Here is a 24,710-nt window from a genome sequence, read left to right as displayed (position 1 = left end):
AGTTGCGGATTGTGGTTATTTTGCAACGCTTTCGCTGCGCTGCACAATGGTTCGAGGCGCGCGTTTTACTGATCTTGGGCCCGCCTTCGGGCGGTTGACCCGTAAAGAAAGTGAGCGCTAACATTCCGGAAGGAGAGGGGTAGCGGGGATGTCCAGGGAGCGCGGCCGCATGCACGGCACGCGAAAAAGGCCGCGCTGTTCGGGCGCGCAGCTCGGCGCTACGCTGGAGGCACGCATCTCCAGCCAGGCGGGGGCATTCGATCGATGAGCGCGCGCGACTCCATCAGCAGCATCGTCATCGTCGGTGGCGGGACTGCCGGCTGGATGGCCGCGGGCGCGCTGTCGCGGCTGACTCGCGCCGGCATCTCGGTCACGCTGGTCGAATCGGACGCGATCGGCATCGTCGGCGTAGGCGAGGCGACGATCCCGCCGATCCGAACCTTCAACGCGATGCTCGGCATCGATGAGAACGACTTTCTCGCGCGCACTCAGGGATCGATGAAGCTCGGCATCGAGTTCGTCGACTGGATGGGCCCGGGCTCGCGCTACATGCACCCCTTCGGCGAGTTCGGCTTCGACATCGAGGGCGTGCGCTTCCACCAGATCTGGCAGAAGCTCCACGCGCTGGGCATGGCCGGTGGGCTCGAGGAATACAGCCTCTGCGCCACCGCCGCCCATCGCAACCGTTATGCCGCGCCTTCGAGCGACCCGGCCTCGCCGCTCTCCAGCGTCGTCCAGGCCTATCATTTCGACGCCTCGCTCTATGCCGCTTATCTGCGCGCCTATTCGGAGCGCCGCGGCGTGGTGCGGCGCGAAGGGCGGATCACCGACGTCGAGCTCCGCGGCACCGACGGCTTCATCGAAGCGGTGAAGCTCGAGAGCGGCGAGCGGATCGAAGGCGAGTTGTTCCTCGATTGCTCGGGCTTCCGTGGCCTGCTGATCGAGGAGGCGCTCCACACCGGCTATGAGGAATGGAGCCACTGGCTGCCGTGCGACCGCGCCGTCGCCGTGCCGTCGGCCAATGTCGGCGAGCCGACGCCCTATACCCGCGCCACTGCGCGTGAGGCCGGCTGGCAGTGGCGCATCCCGCTCCAGCACCGCACCGGCAACGGCTATGTCTATTCGAGCGCGCACCTCTCGGACGACGAGGCGGCCGCGACCTTGCTCGCCAATCTGGACGGCCCCGCGCTCGCCGATCCGCGGCACCTGCGCTTCACCACCGGGCGCCGCAAGCTCTCGTGGAACCGCAACTGCGTCGCGCTCGGCCTGTCCTCGGGCTTCCTCGAGCCGCTCGAATCGACCAGCATCCACTTGATCCAGGCCGGGATAACGCGCCTGCTCGCGCTGCTCCCCGATCGCGGCTGGGGCGATGCCGAGCGCGACACCTACAATGATCTGATGCGGCGCCAGTACGAGCAGGTCCGCGATTTCGTCATCCTCCATTACAAGGCGAACGCGCGGCCCGGCGAGCTCTGGCGCCACGTCCGCGAGATGGAGGTGCCCGAAAGCCTCACCCGCCGCATGGCGCTGTTCCGCAACCGCGGCCGCATCTTCCGCCACGATGACGAGCTGTTCGCCGAGGCGAGCTGGATCGCGGTGTTGCGCGGGCAGGGGGTGACGCCGCAGGGCTGGGACCCGCTGGTCGACGCGCTCGACCTCGACCAGCTCCGCGCCATGGCAGAGCGCATCCGCACCGTGTTCGCGCGCACGACCGAGGCCATGCCGCGCCATTCCGACTATCTCGCCCGCCATTGTCCCGCCGCACCGCCCGCGCCCGCGGTGGTCGCGGCCGCCCGTTGAGGACTCGAATGACCGAAGACAATCGCATCCGCAGCATCGTCATCGTCGGCGGCGGCACCGCTGGCTGGATGACCGCGGCGACCTTCTCGCGCATCCTCGGCTCGCAATATGCGAACATCACGCTGATCGAATCCGACGAGATCGGCATCATCGGCGTGGGCGAGGCGACCATCCCGCAGATGGCGACCTTCAACCGCATGCTCGGGCTCGACGAGAACCAGTTCGTCCGCGAGACCAAGGGCAGCTTCAAGCTCGGCATCCAGTTCGTCGACTGGGGCAGGGTGGGGCACACCTATTTCCACCCCTTCGGCAAGTACGGCCTCGACATGCAGGGCGTGTCCTTCCACGCCTATTTCCTGCGGCTGCACGAGCTGGGCGAGGCGCCCGACATCGACGCCTTCTCGCTCCAGGCGCAGGCGGCGCGGGGGAACAAGTTCATGCGCGCGATCGACGCGGGCAATTCGCCGCTCTCCGACATCGCCTATGCCTTCCACTTCGATGCGGGGCTCTACGCCAAGTTCCTGCGCCGCTATGCCGAGGAGCGCGGCGTGGTGCGGCGCGAGGGCAGGGTCGTCGACGTCAAGCTGCGTGGGCACGACGGTTTCGTCCAATCGGTGGTGATGCAGGACGGCACCGAGGTCGAGGCCGACTTGTTCGTCGACTGCTCGGGCTTCCGCGGCCTCATCATCGAGCAGGCGCTCAAGGCCGGCTATACCGACTGGTCGCACTATCTCCCCTGCGACCGCGCGATCGCGGTGCCCTGCGCCAGCGTCGACGAATGGACGCCCTATACCCGCTGCACCGCGCGCAAGGCCGGCTGGCAGTGGCGTATCCCGCTCCAGCACCGCATCGGCAACGGCCATGTCTTCAGCTCGAAGTACATGAGCGACGATGAGGCGACCGCGATCCTGCTCGCCAACCTCGACGGCGAGCCGCTCGCCGATCCGCGCACGGTGCCGTTCCGCACCGGCCATCGCAACAAGCTCTGGGTCAAGAACTGCGTCGCCATGGGGCTCGCCGGCGGCTTCCTCGAGCCGCTCGAATCGACGGCGATCTGGCTGATCCAGAGCGGCCTCTCGCGCTTCCTCACCATGTTCCCCGATCGCGGCTTCAATCAGGCCGATATCGACCGGTTCAACCGGATCATGACGACCGATTACGAGGAGATCCGCGACTTCCTCATCCTCCATTACCATGCGACCGAGCGCAGCGATTCGCCCTTCTGGGACTATTGCCGCACGATGGAGATTCCCGAACGGCTCGCCGAGAAGATGCGCGTCTTCCGCAGCCACGGTCGCTGCTTCCGCGAGAACGAGGAGCTGTTCAACGACACGAGCTGGTTCGCAGTGATGCACGGCCAGCTGATGAAGGCGCAGTCGCACGATCCGGTCGCCGATGTGATGAGCCTCGGCGAGACACGCTCGCGCCTGGCCCACATCCGCGAGGCTATCGCCAACTCCGCCGATTACATGCCTAGGCACCGCGACTTCATCCGACAGAACTGCGCGGCATGATCGGTGAAGACAATTTCCCCATACGAACCAATTTGGTTATGAGGCTGAACATGGACTCGAAGCGGACCATCAACCTTCTCTCGCGTGCGTACGCGTATGTGCGCACGTGCGTACCCGCGCATGCGCCCGCGTTGGGGCGTCTACTTTGTCAACTTCCGGCGGCGGCGCTCGTGCTCGCCACGCCCGCCGCGGCGCAGCAGGCGCGGTTCGACTGGTTCGAATATCGCGGCGCCGACCCGGTCGACAGCCTCTACAAGGCCGGGCCCGGCGAGTATCGCAACCCGATCCTCCAGGGCTTCCACCCCGATCCCAGCGTCACGCGGGTGGGGGAGGATTATTATCTCGTCACCTCCACCTTCGGCTATTTCCCGGGCATCCCGGTCTTCCGCAGCCGTGACCTGGTCAACTGGACCCAGATCGGCAATGCGATCGATCGGCCGGGCCAGCTCGATTTCAAGAATCTCGGCCTCTCGCGCGGCGTGTTCGCGCCGACGATCCAGGCGAAGAACGGCACCTTCTACATTCTCAACACCTGCGTCGATTGCGGCGGCAATTTCGTGGTCACCGCGAAGAACCCGGCGGGCCCGTGGTCCGATCCGGTGTGGCTGCCCGAGCTCGACGGTGGGATCGATCCATCGCTGTTCTTCGACGACGACGGCCGCACCTGGATCCTCAACAACGGCCCGCCCGAAGGCACGCCGCAATATGAGGGGCACCGCGCGATCTGGGTGCAGGAGTTCGACCTCGCCAACCTCAAGACGATCGGGCCCCGGAAAGTGCTGGTCAACGGCGGCGTCGACTTCTCGAAGAAGCCGATCTGGATCGAGGGGCCGCACATCTTCAAGAAGGATGGCTGGTATTATCTGAGCTGCGCCGAAGGCGGCACCGCCGAGGGACACAGCCAGGTGATCCTGCGCTCGAAGAGCGTCACCGGGCCTTACACGCCCAACCCGGCCAACCCGATCCTCACCCAGCGCGACTTGCCGCGTGACCGCGCCAATCCGATCACTTCGGCGGGCCATGCCGAGCTGGTCCAGACGCAGAAGGGCGACTGGTGGGCGACCTTCCTCGCGGTGCGCCCTTATACCGGCGACTATTACAACACCGGTCGCGAGACCTTCCTGATGCCGGTGACCTGGGAGAATGGCTGGCCGCGCATCACGCGCCCGGGCCAGGCGATCCCCTTCGTCCACGCTCGTCCAGCGCTCCCCGCCCAGCCGAAGCCCAAGCTGCCGACCAGCGGCGCGTTCACCGTGCGTGACGAGTTCGACGGCACGGCGTTGCCGCTCCGCTGGCTGATGCTCCGCAACCCGCGCGAGCGCTGGTACGCGTTCGACAAGGGCGCGCTGGTCCTCGACGCGCGGACGGCGGGGCTGGGCGACAATGCCAATCCCTCGTTCCTCGCGCGCCGCCAGCAGCACATGAATGCCAGCGCCGAGACGGTGGTGCGCTTCACGCCCCAGCGCGACGGCGACAAGGCCGGGCTGGCGGCGTTCCAGAACGATCAATATTGGGCCTCGATCGCCGTCACGCGGCGCGGGGGCAAGCCGGTGGTGGCGCTCGAATGGCGGGCAGGGGAGAAGCAGCCCGCGGGTGGCGCCACCCTTGGCGCGGTACCGCTCGACGTGAAGCCCGGTGCGCCGGTGCACCTCCGCGTCACGGCGGCAGGCGACAAATACAGCTTCGCCTATGCGACGAAGCCCGGCCGCTGGACCGAGATCGGCACGATCGACGGCACCATCCTCAGCACCAAGACCGCCGGCGGCTTCGTCGGCGCAGTGTTCGGGGTGTTCGCGGAGAAGGGGGAATAGGGGGCAAGCGAATGGGGGACGAGCCTTTCCAAAAACCCGTCACCCCGGCCGAAGTGCCGGAGCCCACGGTGCCGCACGTCATGGACAAGAGGCTCTTGCTCCTCGGCAAGCCTCGCGGTGGGCTCCGGAACTTCGGCCGGGGTGACGGAAAGGCGAGGCGTTTCGGCTATGCTCTGGCGCTCGCCCTTGCCGCCGGCGCCCTCGATGCCCCCGCCGCGGCCAACCCGCCGCCGCTTCCGATCTACCTCAACCAGCTCGGCTTCGAGCCCGACAGCCCCAAGCTCGCGATCGTTCAGGGCGGTAGCGCGCCGCTGACGTGGAAGCTTGTCGACAAGCAGGGCCGCACGCTGCTCGAGGGCAAGGCGCAACTCTACGGCCCCGACCCCGCATCGGGGGTCAACGACGTCCAGCGCGTCGACTTCAGCGCCTTTCGTACGCCTGGCGAGGGCTATCGCCTGATCGTCGGCGGCTCCGAGAGCGATCCCTTCGCGATCCGCGACGGCCTCTACGCCCCGCTCGCACGCGACGCGCTCGCCTTCTTCTACCACCAGCGCGCCGGCACTCCGATCGAGGCGCGCATCGTCGGCGCGCAATGGGCGCGCCCCGCCGGCCACCCACACGAAGTCGCCAAATGCTTCGCCGGCAAGGACGAGCGCGGCCTGGAATGGCCGGGCTGCAGCTATGCGCTCGACGTCACCGGCGGCTGGTACGACGCGGGCGACCACGGCAAGTACGTCGTCAACGGCGGCATCGCGCTCTGGACGCTTCTCAATGCCTTCGAGCGGGGCAGCGACCAGCGCGGGCTGCTCGACGAAGCGCGCTACGAGATGGAATTCCTGCTCCGCATGCAGATCGCCGACGGCGTCCGCACGCGCGTGCCGGTCGGACCGCCCAGGCCCGCCGCGCCGGGCCGCCCGGCCTGGGAGACCCAGCCTACCGACTTCGCCGAGATCGACGCGGGCGGCATGGCGCACCAGAAGGTCGCCGACCGCAACTGGACTCCGCTGCCGATGCCGCCGCAGGACGACCCCGAGGAGCGGCTGCTCTATCCGCCCACCACCGGTGCCACGCTCAACCTCGCCGCCACCGCCGCGCAATGCGCGCGCATCTGGCGCGGCGTGGACGGTGCTTTCGCTGCCCGCTGCCTCGCCGCTGCCGAACGCGCCTGGAAGGCCGCGGCGCGCAACCCGCAGATCTATGCCACCAACAGCTTCACCGGCAGCGGTGGCTATGGCGACAACGACCTCTCCGACGAATTCTACTGGGCCGCGGCTGAGCTCTACGCGACCACGGGGAAGGCGCCCTATCTCGAGGCGGTGCGCCGCTCGCCGCACTTCGCGCGCATTGCAGGCGAGCCCGGCTGGCCGCGCGTCGCGCCGCTCGGCACAATCACCCTCGCCACCGTCCGCACCGGCCTTTCATCCGACGAGACGCAGCGGCTCCAGCGCGCGATCGTCGGTGCGGCCGACACCTTCCTTGGCGACGAGAAGACCAACGGCTTCCGCATCCCCTATGGCGCGGCCAACTATCCCTGGGGTTCGAATTCGAACCTGCTCAATCGCGCGATGCTGCTCGCGCTCGCCTATGATTTCACCGGCGACGCCAAGTACCGCGCCGGTGTGGTGGACGCAGTCGACTATGTCCTCGGCCGCAACCCGACCGGGCACAGCTATGTCAGCGGCTATGGGGGGCGGCCGATGATGAACCCGCACCACCGCTTCTGGGCGCATTCGCTCGATCCCAGGCTACCCGGGCCGCCGCCCGGAGTGCTCTCGGGCGGCGCCAATTCGACTGCGATGAGCGACGATGTCGCGAAGCAGCTGAAGGGCAAATGCGCCCCCCAGGCCTGCTGGGCCGACGACGCGCGCGCCTATGCGCTCAACGAAGTCGCGATCAACTGGAACGCTCCCCTGGTCTGGGTCGCGGACTGGCTCGCGGAATAGCAAGCAAACTCCCCTCCCTTGCAGGGAGGGGAGAGAAGATCACTTCACCGTCAGCGTGGTGCTCTTGAGGTCCACCGAGTTCGGCCCCGCCGAGATGGTGAACGTCCCCGGCTCGACCACGCGCTTCATGTCGACGTTCCACAGCGACAGGTCGCGCGGCTTGAGCTCGAAGGTCACGGTCTTCTTCTCGCCCGGCGCCAGCGTCACGCGCTCGAAGGCCTTGAGCTCCTTCACCGGACGCGTGACACTCGCCAGGTCGTCGCGGACATAGAGCTGCACCACCTCGTCGCCCGCGCGGGCGCCGGTGTTGGCCACCTCGACGCGCACCTTGACGCTCTCGTCGCGGCCGATCGTGGTTCGCTCCAGCACCGGCGCCGCGATCGCGAAGCTGGTGTAGGAAAGCCCATAGCCGAACGGATAGAGCGGGCTCGTCTCGGCGAAGAGATAGCCGCGCCGCGCGCTCGGCTTGTGGTTGTAGAACATCGGCAACTGGCCGACGTCGCGCGCGATGCTCACCGGCAGCTTGCCGCCCGGATTGGCGCGGCCGAAGACCACATCGGCGACGGCATTGCCGGTCTCCTGGCCCAGATACCAGCCTTCGAGCAGGGCGGGGGCCTTCTCTGAGAGATACTTCACCGACAGCGGCCGCCCGTTGAGCAGCAGCACCACCACCGGCTTGCCGAGCGCGAAGATCTCCGCGGCCAGCTTGTTCTGCGGGCCGATCAGCTCGAGGCTGTTGCGGTCGCCCAGGTGATTGTCGGCCCAGGCCTCGCGGCTGAGCTGCTCGTTGTCGCCGAGCACCAGCACGATCGTGTCGGCCTTCTTGGCCGTCTCGATAGCCTGCGCGCGAAGCTGGTCGTTGGTCGCATCGTCGACCAACTCGACCTCGTCCGCCGCCCAGGCGTGGCTCTTGGTCAGCCGCACGCCCTCGGCATAATCGACTTCGAACTTGCCCTTGCCCTCGGCCTTCATGCCCTCGAGCACGCTCACCACATGCCGCGGCACGTCGCTGTAGCCGCCGATCGGCGTGTCGTTGGCGTGGGTGCCGATCACTGCCAGCCGCTTGATCTTGCCGGCATCGAGCGGAAGCAGCTGCTGGTCGTTCTTGAGCAGCACGACCGCCTCTCGCGCGGCCTCGCGGGCGAGCGCGATCGCGTCCTTGGTCTCGGTCTTCCGCGCCGCCGCCTTCACGTCGACATAGGGGTTCTCGAACAGCCCGGCCTCGAACTTGAGCCTCAGGATGCGGCGCACCGCGTCATCGATCTGCGCCTCGCTCACCCGGCCCTCGCGGACCAGCTTGGGGAGGAGTGCATAGGCCTCGCCGTCCGGAGTCTCGAAGTCGACGGTCGCGTCGACCGCGCGCACCGCGGCGTCGCCGAGATTGTCGAACAGCTTGTGTCGCGTCATCAGCTCACGGATCGCGAAATAGTCGCTCAGCACTGCGCCCTTGAAGCCCCATTCCTGGCGCAGCACGTCGTTGAGCAGCCAACGATTGGCGTGGCTCGGTATGCCGTCGATCTCGTTGTACGAGGGCATCACCGCGCCCACCGGCAGTTCGGTCACCGCGCGTTCGAAGGGCGGGAAGAACACTTCGCGCAGCGTGCGCTCGGAGACCACCGCCGGTCCGATGTTGGTGCCGCTCTCCGGCTGACCGTGCCCGGTCATGTGCTTGAGCGTGACCCACACCTTGTCCTTGCCGAGCGGCAGTGTGGTGCCCTGGAAGCCGCGGATCGCCGCGAGGCCCATCTCGCCGACCAGATGCGGGTCCTCGCCATAGGTCTCCTCGATTCGGCCCCAGCGCGGATCGCGCGCGACGTCGACCACCGGCGCCAGCGCCAGGTTCGCGCCGACCGCGCGCATCTCGCGCGCCGCCACCGAGAAGACCCGCTCGACCAGCTTGGGGTCCCAGGTCGAAGCCAGGCCGATCGCCTGGGGGAAGCTGGTGCGGCCCGGCGCAACATAGCCGTGCAGCGCCTCTTCGTGCATGATCATAGGAATGCCCAGGCGGGTCTTCTCGACTGCCCATTTCTGCGCGGCGTTGACGTAGCGCGCAGTGTCCTCGGGGCTGCGGTTGATCGTGCCCGCGGCGGCGCCGGCGGCGGGCCCCTGGGTGATCGCGCGCCGATCATAGGGCCGCGAGATCTGGCCCAGGCCGTTGGGGAAGTTCTTCGATGCCGCGACCGGATCGAAATCGCCCTCGGGAGTCTGGATCTGGTCCTTGTGCAGCCAGATGGCGACCATCTGCTGGACCTTCTCCTCCAGCGTCATGCGCTTGAGCAGATCCTCGACGCGCGCCTCGACCGGCTGGGAGGCGTCCTTGTACAGCGGCTTGTCGGCGCGGCTGGTTTGCGCCTGGGCGACGGCGACGAGCGCGGGCGAAAGCGCCGCAGCGGCGACGGCCGCAAGAGCAGCGATACGGATATGGCGGGTCGAGCCCGGGCGGCGCGAAGCAGGCACGTTTCTCTCCTAACGGGGGCGCCCCTCGCGCCGTTTTTCTGGTAGCGCTATCAGCTAAAGCGGGCGCCGCGTCGGGTCAACCGAAGCGGACTCGCGACAGGGCGTTGATTGCTTTGTCGATTCGTTGCACCTATGCCACGGGGGCAAGATGAGCAAACCGAGCCGCAGGAGCCGTGGTACCGTTACCGTGCAGGATGTTGCGCGGGAAGCGGGCGTGTCGGCAATGACCGTGTCGCGCGTGGTGAACGGCGGCACCAATGTCCGTGAGAGCACGCGCGCTGCGGTGCTCGAGGCGATCGAGAAGCTCAACTATTCGCCGAACAGCGCCGCGCGCAGCCTGGCTGCAGGCGAGGCGACGCAGATCGGGCTGCTCTATTCCAACCCGTCGGCCGCCTATCTCTCGCAGTTCCTGATCGGCGCACTGGCCGCCGCGCGCCGCGCTGGCTGCCACCTGGTGCTCGAGGCCTGCGAGAGCGAAGGCGCCGAGGAGCAGGCCGAGGCGACCCGCAGCTTCGTCGCGACCAGCGTCGAGGGTGTGATCCTGCCGCCGCCGCTCTCCGAATCCGCGCCGGTCCGCGCCGAGCTTGATGCCGCGGGCATTCCCTGGGTGTCGGTCGCGATGGGCCGCCCGCCTGCGCGCAGCCTCAACGTCCGCATCGACGACTATGCGGCCGCCGCTGCGATCACGCGCCACCTGATCGATCTCGGCCACCGCAACATCGGCTTCATCCGCGGCAATCCCAACCAGACCTCCTCCGCCGAGCGCTATCGCGGCTTCGTCGCGGCGATCGAAGAGGCCGGGCTCGATGTGAAGGCTATGCCGGTCGAGCAGGGCTATTTCACTTTCCGCTCGGGCATCGTCGCCACCGAGCGCCTGCTCGACCGCGCCGATCCGCCCACTGCTATCTTCGCGAGCAACGACGACATGGCCGCCGCCGCGGTCGGCGTCGCGCATCGCTGCGGGCTGCACGTGCCGCAGGATCTCAGCATCGTCGGCTTCGACGACACGTCGCTCGCCACCACCATCTGGCCCGAGCTCACCACGATCCGCCAGCCGATCTCGGCGATGGCGGAATCGGCGCTCAACCTGCTGCTCGCGCGCATCCGCTCGCACCGCGGCGGCCCGTCAGACAAGCTCGAGGAGCAGGTGCTCGATCACGAGCTGATCGTGCGCGAATCCTCCGCCGCGCCGCGCGCTGTCGGGGAACGACGCCGCCGCGAAGGAAGCGTCGGCGCGCGCGTCGGGGAGCATCGCTGACGGCGAGAAGAGCATTGCTTTTCTCGCAGGATCGCGCCACCGTTACCGCTAACACGCCCGCCATTCGGCCGGGGGGTAGGGAGAGGATTTGGGGATGAATAAGACGGCGGAGAGGGCCAATATCGGCCTGATCAGCGCCATCGTGGCGGTGGCCACGATCGGCGGCTTGCTTTTCGGTTATGACAGCGGCGCAGTGAACGGCACCCAGCCGGGCCTCAAGGCTGCGTTCGCGCTCGACGATGCCGGGCTCGGCTTCACGGTCGGCTCGCTGCTGATCGGCTGCGTCATCGGCGCCTTCTTCGCCGGCACGCTCGCCGACAAGATGGGCCGCCGCAACGTGATGCGGATCGCCGCGTTCCTCTTCCTCGTCGGTGCGCTGGTCCAGGGACTTGCGCACGATCACAATATCTTCGTCATCGCCCGTATCCTCGGCGGCATGGCGGTGGGCGCCGCATCGGTGCTGTCGCCCGCCTATATCTCCGAAGTCGCGCCCGCGAACATTCGCGGCCGGATGACGACGGTCCAGCAGATCATGATCATCTCGGGCCTCACCGCCGCCTTCGTGGTCAACTACTACCTCGCCGCTGCGGCAGGCGCGTCGACCAACATCTTCTGGGGCGGCATCGAGGCGTGGCGCTGGATGTACCTGATGCAGGCGATCCCGGCGGCAGTGTTCCTCGTCGCGCTGTTCTTCATTCCGGAGAGCCCGCGCTACCTGGTTTCCAAGGGCCGCAACGACGAAGCCAATCACGTGCTCACCAGCCTGTTCGGTCCGGCGGAAGCTTCGACCAAGCTCGCCGAGATCCAGGCGAGCTTCTCGGCCGATCACCGCCCGCGCCTCAGCGACGTGCTGACGCCGGCCGGCGGCCGCGGCTTCCTCGGCATCCGGGCGATCGTCTGGGCCGGTCTGCTGCTCGCGGTGTTCCAGCAGCTCGTCGGCATCAACGTGATCTTCTACTATGGCTCGACGCTGTGGCAGGCCGCGGGCTTCACCGAGAATGACTCGCTGCTGATCAACATCGTCTCGGGCTTCGTCTCGATCGCCGCCTGCTTCGTCACCATCGCCGTGATCGACAAGATCGGTCGCAAGCCGCTGCTGCTCATCGGTTCGGCGGGCATGGCGGTCACGCTGTTCGTGATGGTCTATGCCTTCGCGCAGGGCTCGCTGGCCGACGGCGCGCTGGTCCTGCCGGGGCACAGCGGCATGATTGCGGTCGTCGCGGCCAACCTCTACGTGATCTTCTTCAACGTCTCCTGGGGCCCCGTGATGTGGGTGATGCTCGGCGAGATGTTCCCGAACCAGATCCGTGGCTCGGCGCTCGCTGTCTGCGGCTTCGCCCAGTGGTTCGCCAACTACCTGATCGCCCAGAGCTTCCCGGTGATGCTCACCAAGTGGGGCCTCGCCGCCAGCTACAGCTTCTACGCTGTCTGCGCGGTGATCAGCTTCTTCCTCGTCCAGCGTTTCATCCACGAGACGAAGGGCAAGGAACTGGAGGCGATGGAAGGCTGATCCTGGCCTTCAGTCGTTAAGTAATATGGGGAGGGGCGCGGGCCGCGAGGCCTGCGCCCCTCTGCACGAAAAGAGGAGCTTATGACCCGCACCCCCGCCCGCCCGTTCCGTTCGCGCGAATGGTTCGACGCCCCCGGCCGCGCCGACATGGCCGCGCTCTATCTCGAGCGCTTCATGAACTACGGCATCACTCCCGATGAGCTTCGTTCGGGCAAGCCGATCGTCGGCATCGCGCAATCGGGCAGCGACATCGCGCCGTGCAACCGCATCCACCTCGAGACGGTGAAGCGCGCACGCGAGGGCATATTGGCGGCGGGCGGCGTCCCGATGGAATTCCCGCTCCATCCGATCTTCGAGAATTGCCGCCGCCCGACCGCGGCGCTGGACCGCAACCTCGCCTATCTCGGGCTGGTCGAGATCCTCAACGGCTATCCGATCGATGCGGTGATCCTCACCACTGGCTGCGACAAGACCACACCCAGCTCGCTGATGGCGGCCTCGACGGTGGACATCCCCGCGATCGTCCTCTCCGGCGGCCCGATGCTCGACGGCTGGCACGAGGGCGAGCTGGTGGGCTCGGGCACGGTGATCTGGCGCAGCCGCCGCAAGATGGCCGCGGGCGAGATCGATGAGGCCGAGTTCCTCAAGCGCGCGATGGAGAGCGCACCGTCGTCGGGCCATTGCAACACCATGGGCACTGCCTCGACGATGAACTCGATCGCGGAAGGCCTGGGCATGTCGCTCCCCGGCTGCGCGATGATCCCCGCGCCCTACCGCGAACGCGGCCAGATGGCGTACGAGACCGGCAAGCGCATCGTCGAAATGGCCTATGAGGACCTGCGCCCGTCGAAGATCCTCAGCAAGGCGAGCTTCCTCAACGCGATCAAGCTGCTAACCGCGATCGGCGGCTCGACCAACGCCCAGCCGCACCTGAACGCCATGGCTGCGCACGCCGGTATCGAGATCACGCCCGACGACTGGCGCCAGGGTTATGACCTGCCGCTCGTCGTCAACATGCAGCCCGCGGGCGAGTACCTCTCGGAGCGCTTCCACCGCGCCGGCGGCATCCCCGCGGTGCTCACCGAGATGCTCGCCAACGGCGCGCTCGACGGTAGCGTGATGACCTGCACCGGCAAGACGCTCGCCGAGAACGTCGCCGGCCGCCAGGTCACCGACCGCGACGTGGTGCTGCCCTGGGACGCGCCGCTCAAGCAGAAGGCGGGCTTCCTCGTCCTCTCGGGCAATCTCTTCGACATGGCGATCATGAAGACGAGCGTGATCGGCGAGGATTTCCGTGCCCGCTATCTCTCGCGCCCGGGCTCCGAAGGGGTGTTCGAGGGCCGCGCGATCATCTTCGACGGCTCGGACGACTATCACCACCGCATCAACGATCCGGCGCTGAACATCGACGAGAACTGCATCCTCGTCATCCGCGGCGCGGGCGTCCTCGGCTGGCCAGGCTCGGCAGAGGTGGTCAACATGCAGCCGCCCGATCACCTGATCCAGAAGGGCATCATGAGCCTGCCGACGCTCGGCGACGGCCGCCAGTCGGGCACGTCGGACAGCCCGTCGATCCTCAACGCCTCGCCCGAGAGCGCGGCGGGCGGGGGCCTTTCGTGGCTGCGCACCGGCGACGTCATCCGCATCGACCTCAACACCGGCCGCTGCGACGCGCTGGTCGACGAAGCCGAGATCGCCCGCCGCAAGGGCGAGCCTGCGCCGCCGATCCCGGAGAGCAACACGCCGTGGGAAGAGCTGTACCGCGAGAAGGTCGGCCAGCTCGGCGAGGGCGGGACGCTCGACTTCGCGCTCAAGTACCGCCGCACCAGCGAGAAGGTGCCGCGGCACAACCACTGATATCCCTCCGTCACCCCGGCCTTGTGCCGGGGTCCCCGGGAGGCGAGCGTGGAGCGGGAAGCTGAAGGTCGGCCGGTGAGGCGGCGTGGGCCCGGCACAAGGCCGGGTGACAAAAATGGGGGAGGAGAACGTCCGCCTTCTCCCGTCGCGCGAGAAGCGTAAGATGCCGTCCATGGCGCACCCGCTCGACAACCCGGCCTGGACCGCCCTGCGCACCGTCCAATCGCATCTCGCGCGCGGCGAGGGCAGGGCGCTTCGCTACGACGGCGATTACGCAATCTTCGCCGCCGCCGAGGATCACTCGAGCCAATCGCTCGAAGCGCTCGGCAGCCTCGTCGGCGGCACCGGCCCGGCTATCGTGCTCGCGCGCGAAGCCTTGCCGCCCGTGCCCGGCACATGCGTCGAGAAGACGCGCCTCGGCGTGCAGATGATCGCCGAGGCGCTCGCGCGGCCGCGGACGGTCAGCGATTTCGCCGCGTTCACCGATGCCGATGCGCCCGACATGCTCGCGCTTGCCACGCTCACCGAGCCCGGCCCCTTCTTCAGCCGCACACATCGTCTCGGCGACTTCATCGGCGTCAAGATCGATGGCCGCCTCGTCGCCATGGCCGGCGAGCGGATGAAGCCGGCGGGCTTCACCGAAGTCAGCGGCGTCTGCACCCATCCCGATTTCCGCGGCCATGGCTATGCCGGCGCGCTGATGCATGTGGTGGCGGAGCGCATCGTCGCCCGCGGCGAGACACCCTTCCTCCACGCCTATGCCGACAATGACGGCGCCATCGCGCTCTACGAGGCGCTCGGCTTCCGCCAGCGCTGCGGGATGGTCGTGACCGTGCTCGCCCCGGCTGCGTCAGCCTCCGCCTAGGGGGATCAGCTGCGTCCCCAGCACCGCGGGCACGCAGAAGGACTTGCGGTTCGACGCGATACCGCGCGGGATCACGGCCTCCCGAACGACGCCGCCGATCCGCGTGCAATCCGGCCCGGGCTCGACGGCGTAATGGATGATCCGCGTCGTGTAACTGGGGCAAACGTCCGAGCAGGGATAGTCCACCAGCACGCGCGTGCCGTGGTGCACGCCCAGCTCCCGCAGGCGGGCGCCGCGATCCTGCTTGTCCCAGGGCGCCGCGGCGAAGGCGAGGATCCGGGCGTCGGTGACGGTGTCGGCCGGCGCCGGCGCGGCCTGGGCGATCAGCAGTACGGCGAATGCGGCGATCATCGGCAATCCCCAATCTCCACCGAATGATCCGATCGCCGCGTTGTACCGGCGATGAACTTGACAGCGCCGCCGCTAGCGCCGCCGCCGCACCACCGGCTCCTCGTTGATCACCCAGGTATGGTATTCGAGGATGAGCGCCGGCACCGGGCGCCCTTGCGCGTCGAGCGAGGGCCAGTAGCGGAATCGCTGCATGATCAGCCGGCAGGTCGTCTCATCGAGCACGCGGTTGCCGCTCGACTGCGCGATCTCGCAGTCGCGTACCGTCCCGTCGGTCCAGACGAGATAGCGCACACCTACCGTTCCCGAGGCGCCGACCTCGAACGCCGCGCGCGGATAGTCAGCGTCGCTCAGATGGCCGCTGCGACGCCGTGGCGGGCTCCCGTCGCCCCCGCCGCCGGTGCCTTCACCGGCGCCGCCGCTGCCGCGCCCGGTGCCCACGCCGCCGGCGCCGGTGCCGGGCCCGACGATGTCGGCGCTCCCTGCCGTGGGCGCGCTGCCCGTCCCCGCGATCGGCGCGGCGGGGACGGGGGGCGGCACGGGCAGCGGGATCACCGGCTTGGGCGCGACCACCTCGGTCGGCTCGGAGCGCAGATTGGGCGGCGCGGCGCGCCCCTCGGGCCTGCGGCTCTTCTCTTCGGGCGCCTTGGTCTCCTCCTTGGGCGGGGGAGGTGGCTCGGGCGGGACCTGGAAGAGCTTCAGGCTTTCGCCCGGCTTGTACGAGATGTGGAGCGTCAGCCCGGCGATGAAAGCATAGCCGGCCACGGCCATGATCGCTGCGGCGATCGCGGCAGCACGGGTCCGATCGGCGCGCGTGGAACGGACGTACATCGCCCGTTCCGAACGCGCTCGGCGGCTTCCTGCTCCCTATCCCCGGACAGGAAGACCGGCGTCAGACGCCTTCGCGGATCAGCATGCCCTTCTGGCCGGGGACGCTCACTTCGAAGCGGAACAGGTCGCCGGCATGCGGCTCCTTCGCCAGGTCGCCGGGGGCGATGTGCTTGTTGGCGGTGGTCGCATAGACCGTCTTGAGGTTCGGCCCGCCGAAGGCGATCTTGGTGATCGCGCTCACCGGGAACTTGACTTCCTCGAGCAGCTCGCCCGCGGGCGAATAGCGGCGCACGCCCCAGCCCATGTAGAGGCCGACCCAGACGCAGCCTTCGCTGTCGACCGTGGGGCCGTCCGGATAGCCTTCGCCGAAGGGGATGCGCGTGAATTCGCGGCGGTTCACCAGCATGCCCGCATCGTCGATGTCGCAGGCGTAGATGATGCCGCCCAGCGTATCGACATGGTAGAGCGTCTTGCCGTCCGGACTCACTGCGGGCCCGTTGGTGATCGAGCAGAGCGGGCTGGCGGAGACGCAATTCCCCTCGGCCGAAAGGCGGTAGATCGCGCCGGTGGTCGCCTCTTCGCTGTCGTCCATGCTGCCGAACCAGAGGCGGCCGAGCGAATCGACGGTGGCGTCGTTGAGGCGGTTGCCGGGCTTGTCCGGCTCGGGCGAGCAGATCGGCGTAAAGCTGCCGTCACGCTCGTCGAAACGGGCGAGGCCGGTCTGCAGGCCGGCGACGAAGCCGCCGCTCTGGATCGGAAGGATGAAGCCCACCTGGCCCGGCGCATCCCAGCTGCGGGTGCCGCCGGTGGCGGGGTCGTAGCGGTGGATCTTGTGGCTCTTGATGTCGACGAACCACAGCGCCTGGTCGCGCTCTACCCACACCGGGCCTTCGCCCAGCGGTGCTCCGAGCTGCCAGACGCTGACGGGCTCGGAAACCGCTACTTTGCTCATCTCAGCGCCACCCTGCATCCACGAAGAATTCGTGGCCGGTTACCAGCCGGGCGTCGTCCGATGCAAGGAACAAAGCCATGGCGGCGATGTCGTCGGGGACGAGACGGCCCTTGAGGCACTGCGCGTTGACGATCTCGGCCTCGCCCTCGGGCGTGTACCACTTCATCTGGCGCGGCGTCTTGACGTTGCCGGGTACGATGCAGACCGAGCGGATGTTGTCGGGGCCGAGCTCGCGCGCGAAGCTGCGGGTCAGGCCCTCGATCGCCGCCTTGGCGGTCTGGTAGAGCGTCAGCTCCTCGAGCGCGAGGTGCCACGAGATCGAGCCCAGGTTGACGATCACGCCGCCGCCCTTGGCCTTCATGCCCGGGATCACCGACTGAGCGGCGAAGAACAGGTGCTTCAGGTTTACGCTGATGCGGTTGTCCCAATATTCCTCGGTCACCTGCTCGATCGTGTGGCGATCGTCGTTGGCGGCGTTGTTGATCAGCACGTCGAACGCGCCGTTCTCGTCGATCAGGCCCTGGATCGTGCCCTGCACCGCCTTGATGTCGGTCAGGTCGACGCGCTTGAAGACCGGCGCCTTCTCGGCGTCTTTCAGGCTGTCGAGCAGCTCTTGCGAGTCCGCTTCGGCGATGTCGAAGAAGGTGACGTCGGCTCCTTGGCGGACGAAACCTTCGACGATACCGGCGCCGATACCGGAGCCGCCCCCGGTGATCAGGACGCGCTTGCCCTTCAGACTGGGGTAGACGGCCCGCTGATCGCGCGCGAGCGGCAAGTGCTTGGGATCAGCTTCCGACACCAGGGTTTCGCTTTCGTACATTGGGTTCCGATTTCTTGTGAGGGCGGAGCGCGCCGAAGGAGGGAAGGGGGCGGCGCGCCGGCCGGTTCATGCGTTGGACTTCGGCGCCAGCAGGCCACGCTCGGCCAGGTTGCGCATCAGGTCGCGGATGCCGAATTCCCAGGGCGCGGCGGCCTTGGAGGTCGTCACGCGATTGACCAGCGTGCCGAGCTTCGGCGTGGCGATGCGGACCACGTCGCCCACCTTGTGCGTGAAGCCGCGGCCGACATGGTCGCGGTCCTGCACCGGCGCGAATAGCGTGCCGAGGAACAGTGCAAAGCCGTCCGGATACTGGTGCTCGCTCAGCGCCTGGCGGACCAGGTCGGTCGGATCGCGGCTGATCTCGCTCATCTTGTTGGTGCCCGAGAGGCGATAGCCTTCGGGGCCGTCGATAGTGAGGTCGACCACGGCCGAGCGGACGTCGTCCATCGTGAAGCTGTCGTCGAACAGCCGGATGAAAGGGCCGATCGAAGTCGAGGCGTTGTTGTCCTTCGCCTTGCCGAGCAGCAGCGCGCTGCGGCCCTCGAAGTCGCGCAGGTTGACGTCGTTGCCCAGCGTGGCGCCGCGCGGGGTGCCGTTGCGGTCGACGACGAGCACGATCTCGGGCTCGGGGTTGTTCCAGTCGCTGTCCGAACGGATGCCGATGTCATCGCCCCAGCCCACCGAGGAGAGCACGGGCGCCTTGGTGAACACCTCGGCATCGGGGCCGATCGCGACTTCGAGATACTGCGACCACATGCCGGCGTCGATCAGTGCGGCCTTGAGGTTCGCCGCCTCGGCGCTGCCCGGGACGACCGAGCGGATGCCGCCGCCCACCTTGGCTTCCAGGTCGCCGCGGATCGTCGCCGCCTTGTCGGCGTCGCCGCGCGCACGCTCTTCGATCACGCGCTCGATCGCCGAGACCGCGAAGGTGACGCCGCAGGCCTTGACGCACTGAAGGTCGATGGGGGCGAGCAGGCGCGGGCCCGATTCGGTGCCGATCGCCTCGATCGCGCAGATCGCCACGCCCTCGGCCGCACCGGGGTTTTCGCGCTCGAGCAGATCGGCGACGGTCGGGGCGGTCGCCGAGACGTCGTACACCGTGCCGCCGCGGACCACGACGGGCGTAGGCCCCTGCGGCAGCAGAACGCGACCGACCAGGATTGCCTGCGCATGATCCGCAGGGAGCAAAGCAGTAGAAGACGCTTCCAAGACCTCTCGCCCAAACTGTGTTTTGATAGCGCTACCATGCGGCGCTTGCGGCAGCCGTGTCAAGCCGTGGGAGCGCCGAGTCGAGGCTCCCATCGCTTTTTACAGGTACGTGACGATTTCGCTTACGATCTGCTCCGGCGCGCGCATCGCTTTTCCGTCGCTCGCATGCACTACTTTCCAAGGGCCGAGCAGGTCTGCTGCCACCATCGCCTCGTAATTGGCGCGGACACGCTGCTGGAGTGCGACATCGGCTTCATATTCGTCGAAGCTCTTGTCGGTGTAGCTGCGTTGCGCCTTCTGGAGGATCAGCGTGCGCGCCAGTTCCCAGGGCGTATCGAGATAGATCGAGAGCGTGGGGCGGGGCAGGGCGAACTGCCCGGTTTCGAGCGCCAGGATCCAGTCCATCATCGCACGCGCCTCGGCGGCATCGCCGGTCCGCGCGGCCTGATAGGCCATGTTCGAGGCGATGTAGCGATCGAAGATCACGACATCGTGCGCCGCCTGCGCCTCCAGCAGCGCGTCGCGCCATTCGAGCCGGTCGAGCCCGTAGAGCACCGCCGCGGCGCGCGGGCTGACCGGCACGCCCATCTCGCCGGCCAGGAAGCGGCCGATGGTCACTCCGCCGACGGTCTCGCCATAGCGCGGGAAGCCGATCACCGTCGCGCTGCGCCCGCTGGCGGTCAGCGCGTCGCAAAGCCCCCTGCACGCAGTGTTCTTGCCGACGCCGTCGGCCCCCTCGATCGCGATCAACATGCCCATGGCGCCGCCTTAGCATGGCGGCGGACGATGTCACGGCGCGTTCAGGTGCCGTAGCGCGGTTGCTTGGCCGCGGGGGCAGAGGCGGGGCGTCGGCGCTCGGTCGTGCGCGGCGCGGCATAGCGCACGCCGCGGGCGATCTCGAGCGCGCGAGCGGAATCGACGGGCGGGCTGAACAGATAGCCCTGGCCATAGTCGCAGCCGAGACCCGCGAGCATCTCCGCGCTTTCCGCCGATTCGAGGCCCTCCGCCGTCACCGGCAGCCCCAGCCCCTCGCTCAGGCTCAGGATCGCGCGGATGATCTGCGCGCTTTCGGGAGCGCGGACATTCTCGGTGAAGCTCCGGTCGATCTTGATCCGGTTGAACGCCAGCTCGCGCAGATGCTTGAGGCTGGCATAGCCCGTGCCGAAATCATCGAGCGCGATCTGGACGCCTGCGCTCTTGAGCGAGAGCATCACCGCGCGCGCCGCGGCAATGTCACTCACCAGCCGGCTCTCGGTGATCTCGACCACCAGCCGTCCGGCCGGAAAGCCGGTGGCGCACAGCACCTGCAGGATGCGCTGGGCCAGCCAGGGGTCGTTGAGCTGGAGCGGCGAGATGTTGATCGAGAGCGTCAGGTGCGGTGGCCAGCCGCGTGCCTCGCAGCAGGCGCGGCGCAGCATCGCGAAGCCCAGTTCCTGGATGATGCCGGCATCCTCGGCGATCGGGATGAATACGTCCGGCCCGACCATGCCGTTGTGCGGGTGCCGCCAGCGCGCCAGCGCCTCGAAGCCCACGACTTCGCCGGTGGCGAGCGCCACGATCGGCTGGAAGAAGGGCGTGAACTCGCCGCGGTGGAGCCCGGCGCGGATGTCGAGCTCCAGCGCCGCGCGTCGGCGCATTTCGTCGGCCATTTCGGGCACGAAGATCGCGCAGTTGGAGCGGCCCGCCTTCTTCGCGCGGTACATCGCGAAATCGGCGGCACGCAGCATGTCGTCGGTCGATTCGCAATCCTCGCTCGCCGTGACGATCCCCACCGATGCGCTGACCTCGGCCAGGCCGCCGGTCAGTTGGAGCGGCTTGGCGAAGGCCTGGAGGATCGCCTGCGCCATGTCGTGGGGGGCGCCGCTGCCTTCGGGGTGGCGGATCAGGCAGGCGAACTCGTCGCCGCCCATGCGCGCGGCGAGCCCGCGGCCGGCAGCAAGCTCCTCGAGCCGCGCCGCGACGATACGCAGCGCCGCGTCGCCACCCTCATGGCCATAGGTGTCGTTGATCGGCTTGAACCGGTCGAGGTCGATCATCAGCACGCTGAAGCTCGCCCCCGGTGAATCGCGCCGCGCAGCGTCGATCGCTGCAGCCATCGCGCGCCGGTTGGGCAGGCTGGTGAGGGGATCGCGCAGTGCGAGCGCCTGCGCCTCGTTCTCGGCGCGCTGGCGCAGCTGCAGCTGGCGGCACAGGCGGTAGTTGGACCAGACCAGCAGCACGAGCGAGATCAGCCCGCTGCAAGCTGCGGCAAAAGCCAGTTCGTCGAGCTGCCAGGCTTCGTGCGCGGCGGCGAATCGCTCGAATCGCTCCGCGGCATTGAAGGCGATCGCGAAAGCCGCTGTACCAAGCAGCGGGAGAACGGCCATCGCGAGGCCGCGACATGCGCCCATCCCTCGCCATTGGCCCGCGTTCATCGAAAAACCTTCCCCCTGCGGCGCCTGCCGCGCATTCAGTTACTTATAGGAAGGTTAAGACCAAGTAGCAGATATGGTTGCGGAAATATTCGTCAGACGTAAAGCGCCGCGACTATTCGCGCGAGCTGCGAAGGATCCTGCTCGTCGAGCACCAGCGCGCGCTCGGGGGTGATGCTGTAGCCGATCATCCGCCCGTCGCGGTCCGAGCCGACGGAGACCAGCCGCCATCCCGCTTCCTCGCGCACCGCGGCCAGTCCTCCGGGGCTGGGATACTGGTCCGGGTCGACGATCACGATCGCCTGGGCGGGCAGCCCTGCGCCCAGCGTCGCGCGACCGGTGCGCAGCGCGAAGGCACGCGGCCCCGCCGCGCGCGGCGCCTCGACGGTCCGCCCGGTAGGAGTCTCGGCGATCAGACCGTCCGGCAGCGCCGCGCCGAACACCGGCACCAGGTGCAGCGGAGCGTCGGCGACCGGCGGGGGAGCAGGGGAGGGCGGCGCAGCTTGTGCGAGCGCGACGGCGAGCTCGGCGATCCGCGCGCGCATCCGCTCGCGACGCAGCTCGGGGTCGGCGATGGCCTTGATGAACGAATCGAGCGCGCCCGAGCGCTGCTGCGCCTCGACATGCGCGCGCAGCTTCGCTTCGTCGCGGACGCCGAACAGCGCGAACAGCGCGCTCCGGGTCGCCGCGTTCCAGCGCGCGAAGGTCTTCTGCGCATTCTCCAGCCGCGAGAGATTGACCGGCGGGATTCCGAAATCCTGCTCGATCACGGCGATGGTCAGCGCCGGGTCGCTCGTGCGCCGTGCACGCAGCGCCGCGCCGAGATAGACTGCGAAACGTTCCTCCGCCTCGTCGATTCCGCCTTCCTCGAAGGGTTCGGCCCATGCCGCCAGGTCGAAGCCCGGCGCGTCGACGTCGAGCAGCAGCTCGGCAGGGGCGATGCCCAGCGCCTGGCCGACGCGGCGGAGCTCGTCGGGGCGGGGCACGACTTCGCCGCGCTCGATCTTCGACAGGCGGATATAGGGTATTTCGGGAAGGCTGGCCGAAAGTCGCAGCAGCTTGGGAAAGCCGAACGCGCGCCGGAGCTCGCGCATGCGGTTGGGGAAGACGATCGTGCGGCGCAGGTCGATCGGCGCTTCACCGCGCGCCGACGGGACACCGCCAAAGCGGCTCCTGTCCTCGGCCTTGATCATTATCCCCATCCCCCCGGGCGGTCCAACCGGCCGCGCATTGGGACTATAAAGAATTAATTCGAGGATAATGCAAGATTAACTACAAAATCATATTAATGGATGACTTGCCGGCGTCCAGTTCCCGAAAGCAGTGCGCACGGACCATTGGGATCGAGCGGCAATATCGCCAGCAGCGCCGACGCGCTGCTTGCCTGGCGCAACAGCCATCCCTCGGCGGAAGGCGCCGGATGATTTGGCGCGAAAGCAACGCCGACACCGTCGGTGATCACGCCATAGTCGGCAGGCGGCGTAGGCCAGCGGCCCGCAAGATAATCGAGCAGTGCTGCAGCGGCTTCCTGGAGCGCGCCTTCGTCGCTGTCCTCGGGGCAGAAGCCCTCGGGCGTCGCCGTGATTTGCGCGATCAGCTTGAAATCGTCGCGGCGCCACCAGAGCAGGCGGATCGCGCCTTCGGCATCGGTTTCCAGCCCCAGGAAAAGCCCGGCGTTTTCCGGAAGCAGCGCCTGCGCACAGCGGGCGGCTTCGGCGGCGAGCGCGCTCAGCCGACGGTTGGGCCGCGGCAACATCGTCCAGCCCGCCGTTTCCACCACGCCATTGCTCTCAATCGACATCACGATCCCCCGCTACGATGATTGATTTATAGGATGCGCGTTCGGCCCGAGGACCGAAGCGTTCAAATCAATGCAGCGCAGCGCTCGGCGAGACGGCCGGTCCGGCAAGGTGGATCGCCTCGACGGCCTCGGTGGTCGCGCCCTTGGCGGCAGCGACGGTGGCGAGCGCCGCCGGAGCAACGGCCTCGACACGGGCGAGGCGGTTGTGCGGAAGCTGCGGGTCCGGCAGGATCGCGGCGGCAGGCGCAGCGGCCGGCTGGCGGCGCTTGGTCGCGCCCGGCTCGCCATATTCGGCCATCACCGCGAAGCGCGGATCGGCGGCGGCGATCTCGGCGATCGTCTTGGCGGCACGCTTGGTGATCTGGCGCACGCGCTCCTTGGTCACGCCGGTGTCGAGCGACAGGTCGTCGAGCGTCGAGGCCTGGAACACGCGGCGGGCGACGATCTCGCGATCGCGGGCCAGCTTGTCCTCGAGCTTCTGCAGCTCGGCCGGATCGATGCCATAGGTCGCGACGCGGAGGCGCGGACCCTCGCGGCGCAGCGCGGCTTCCTCGCGCTTCGGGCGCGGGCGGCGGCGGAGCTGCTCGATGCCCACCTTGCGGAGGTGATCGACATAGGCGTCGATCAGCGAGGCGATCGCGCCATCGGCGAGATAGTCCGAGGCGGCGGCTTCGGTGCGGGCGAGGGCGTCTTCGTCCTCGATCATCGCCTCGGGCGACATTTCCTCGCCGTCGGGCGAGACCGACAGGGCGCTCAGCGAAACCGTGGTCGCCTCGACCTTCTTCGCCGACGGGCGCTGGTCGGTCATCAGGCGGAAGCGCAGGCTCTGCAGCTCGCCGCGGATCTGCCAGTTCACGAAGGTGGTGAACTGCGCCTTCTCGGGCTCATAGGCCTGGATGGCGCGGTGCACGGCGATCGCGCAGCACTGCTCGGCGTCGTCCCAATGGGCGGTGAGGCCGTACTGGCGGATGAAGTGGCGGATGCGCGGGGCGATCAGCTTGAGGATTCGGGCGAAGGCGCGATCGACTTCGGCGCGCTGGCGCGCGGTCTGCTTCGCGTCCTTGGGCGTGTTCTCGATGACGATGGCAACTGCAGCTTCGAGCGCGACCGTGGTCTTCGACATTTCAGGTGTCCCCCTGGTTGGACCGGACCGCAGGCCCCCCCGCCGTCCATGGACACGCTTTTGCCGCCGCTATTCCTAACAGAATCTAACCAATCCAATATGGAAAGGTACATAGTCCTAAAAATGTGCCCGAAACTCGCGGATTTTTGCGGGTTTCCAGGGTTAACATTTTTTTCGCCCTGGGCGCGCGGCGGGGGGCT

The 24,710-nt window shown here is 67.9% G+C and carries 19 protein-coding genes; 8 read left to right on the top strand and 11 right to left on the bottom strand.

Annotation, left to right across the window (positions count from 1 at the left end):
- Positions 1–264: 264 nt before the first annotated feature.
- The 4 genes from J7500_RS13680 (at position 265) to J7500_RS13665 (ending at position 7,068) form a co-directional block, all read left to right on the top strand.
- The gene (locus tag J7500_RS13680; RefSeq protein WP_294062356.1) at positions 265–1,800 is read left to right on the top strand and encodes a tryptophan halogenase family protein; all 1,536 of its coding nucleotides are present in this window, start codon (positions 265–267) and stop codon (positions 1,798–1,800) included.
- A gap of 8 nt (positions 1,801–1,808) precedes the next feature.
- The gene (locus tag J7500_RS13675; RefSeq protein WP_294062355.1) at positions 1,809–3,314 is read left to right on the top strand and encodes a tryptophan halogenase family protein; all 1,506 of its coding nucleotides are present in this window, start codon (positions 1,809–1,811) and stop codon (positions 3,312–3,314) included.
- Positions 3,315–3,484: 170 nt separating this feature from the next.
- A complete protein-coding gene (locus J7500_RS13670) occupies positions 3,485–5,125 on the top strand; it encodes a glycoside hydrolase family 43 protein (RefSeq protein ID WP_294062354.1) in 1,641 nt (546 codons plus the stop codon).
- A gap of 11 nt (positions 5,126–5,136) precedes the next feature.
- On the top strand, positions 5,137–7,068 hold the full coding sequence (locus J7500_RS13665; protein ID WP_294062352.1) for a glycoside hydrolase family 9 protein: 1,932 nt from the start codon (positions 5,137–5,139) through the stop codon (positions 7,066–7,068).
- Between the two features lie 39 nt (positions 7,069–7,107).
- Here the strand turns inward: J7500_RS13665 and J7500_RS13660 are convergent, their stop codons facing one another.
- Entirely contained in the window at positions 7,108–9,525 is a 2,418-nt protein-coding gene (locus tag J7500_RS13660; protein WP_294062351.1) for a glycoside hydrolase family 3 N-terminal domain-containing protein, read from the bottom strand.
- Positions 9,526–9,673: 148 nt separating this feature from the next.
- On the opposite strand from J7500_RS13660, the gene J7500_RS13655 reads away from it, so the two are divergent.
- The 4 genes from J7500_RS13655 to J7500_RS13640 all read left to right on the top strand — a co-directional run bounded on the left by J7500_RS13655 (position 9,674) and on the right by J7500_RS13640 (position 15,015).
- Positions 9,674–10,783: a LacI family DNA-binding transcriptional regulator gene (locus J7500_RS13655; protein ID WP_294062350.1), complete on the top strand. Its 1,110-nt coding sequence runs from the start codon at positions 9,674–9,676 to the stop codon at positions 10,781–10,783.
- Between the two features lie 94 nt (positions 10,784–10,877).
- On the top strand, positions 10,878–12,293 hold the full coding sequence (locus J7500_RS13650; protein WP_294062349.1) for a sugar porter family MFS transporter: 1,416 nt from the start codon (positions 10,878–10,880) through the stop codon (positions 12,291–12,293).
- An 81-nt stretch (positions 12,294–12,374) separates the two neighbouring features.
- Positions 12,375–14,150 carry an IlvD/Edd family dehydratase gene (locus tag J7500_RS13645; protein WP_294062348.1) on the top strand — a complete coding sequence of 592 codons (1,776 nt, stop codon included), beginning with the start codon at positions 12,375–12,377 and terminating at the stop codon, positions 14,148–14,150.
- Between the two features lie 172 nt (positions 14,151–14,322).
- The gene (locus tag J7500_RS13640) at positions 14,323–15,015 is read left to right on the top strand and encodes a GNAT family N-acetyltransferase (protein ID WP_294062347.1); all 693 of its coding nucleotides are present in this window, start codon (positions 14,323–14,325) and stop codon (positions 15,013–15,015) included.
- Here the strand turns inward: J7500_RS13640 and J7500_RS13635 are convergent.
- The 10 genes from J7500_RS13635 to J7500_RS13590 all read right to left on the bottom strand — a co-directional run bounded on the left by J7500_RS13635 (position 15,001) and on the right by J7500_RS13590 (position 24,510).
- The gene (locus J7500_RS13635; protein WP_294062345.1) at positions 15,001–15,366 is read right to left on the bottom strand and encodes a hypothetical protein; all 366 of its coding nucleotides are present in this window, start codon (positions 15,364–15,366) and stop codon (positions 15,001–15,003) included. The genes J7500_RS13640 and J7500_RS13635 overlap by 15 nt on opposite strands.
- Positions 15,367–15,438: 72 nt before the next feature.
- Positions 15,439–16,194 carry an energy transducer TonB gene (locus J7500_RS13630; RefSeq protein WP_294062344.1) on the bottom strand — a complete coding sequence of 252 codons (756 nt, stop codon included), beginning with the start codon at positions 16,192–16,194 and terminating at the stop codon, positions 15,439–15,441.
- A 61-nt stretch (positions 16,195–16,255) separates the two neighbouring features.
- Positions 16,256–17,146, bottom strand: coding sequence for an SMP-30/gluconolactonase/LRE family protein (locus J7500_RS13625; RefSeq protein ID WP_294062342.1), 891 nt, complete (start codon positions 17,144–17,146; stop codon positions 16,256–16,258).
- A gap of 1 nt (position 17,147) precedes the next feature.
- Complete coding sequence (locus tag J7500_RS13620) at positions 17,148–17,966, bottom strand: SDR family NAD(P)-dependent oxidoreductase (RefSeq protein ID WP_294062341.1); 819 nt, start codon at positions 17,964–17,966, stop codon at positions 17,148–17,150.
- A gap of 66 nt (positions 17,967–18,032) precedes the next feature.
- Positions 18,033–19,175: a fumarylacetoacetate hydrolase family protein gene (locus J7500_RS13615; protein ID WP_294062339.1), complete on the bottom strand. Its 1,143-nt coding sequence runs from the start codon at positions 19,173–19,175 to the stop codon at positions 18,033–18,035.
- 99 nt (positions 19,176–19,274) lie between these two features.
- Positions 19,275–19,934, bottom strand: coding sequence for a dTMP kinase (locus J7500_RS13610; protein ID WP_294062338.1), 660 nt, complete (start codon positions 19,932–19,934; stop codon positions 19,275–19,277).
- A 41-nt stretch (positions 19,935–19,975) separates the two neighbouring features.
- On the bottom strand, positions 19,976–21,541 hold the full coding sequence (locus J7500_RS13605; RefSeq protein ID WP_294062337.1) for an EAL domain-containing protein: 1,566 nt from the start codon (positions 21,539–21,541) through the stop codon (positions 19,976–19,978).
- A 140-nt stretch (positions 21,542–21,681) separates the two neighbouring features.
- Positions 21,682–22,779 carry a helix-turn-helix transcriptional regulator gene (locus J7500_RS13600; protein WP_294062336.1) on the bottom strand — a complete coding sequence of 366 codons (1,098 nt, stop codon included), beginning with the start codon at positions 22,777–22,779 and terminating at the stop codon, positions 21,682–21,684.
- A 92-nt stretch (positions 22,780–22,871) separates the two neighbouring features.
- Complete coding sequence (locus J7500_RS13595) at positions 22,872–23,387, bottom strand: hypothetical protein (protein ID WP_294062335.1); 516 nt, start codon at positions 23,385–23,387, stop codon at positions 22,872–22,874.
- A gap of 67 nt (positions 23,388–23,454) precedes the next feature.
- Complete coding sequence (locus tag J7500_RS13590) at positions 23,455–24,510, bottom strand: sigma factor-like helix-turn-helix DNA-binding protein (protein WP_294062333.1); 1,056 nt, start codon at positions 24,508–24,510, stop codon at positions 23,455–23,457.
- Positions 24,511–24,710: the final 200 nt, after the last annotated feature.

This window comes from Sphingomonas sp. (assembly GCF_017744835.1).
In the GTDB taxonomy this organism is placed as follows: Bacteria; Pseudomonadota; Alphaproteobacteria; order Sphingomonadales; family Sphingomonadaceae; genus Sphingomonas.
The sequence above is the reverse complement of the archived record's forward strand: the minus strand, read 5'-3'. Positions and strand labels throughout refer to the sequence as shown.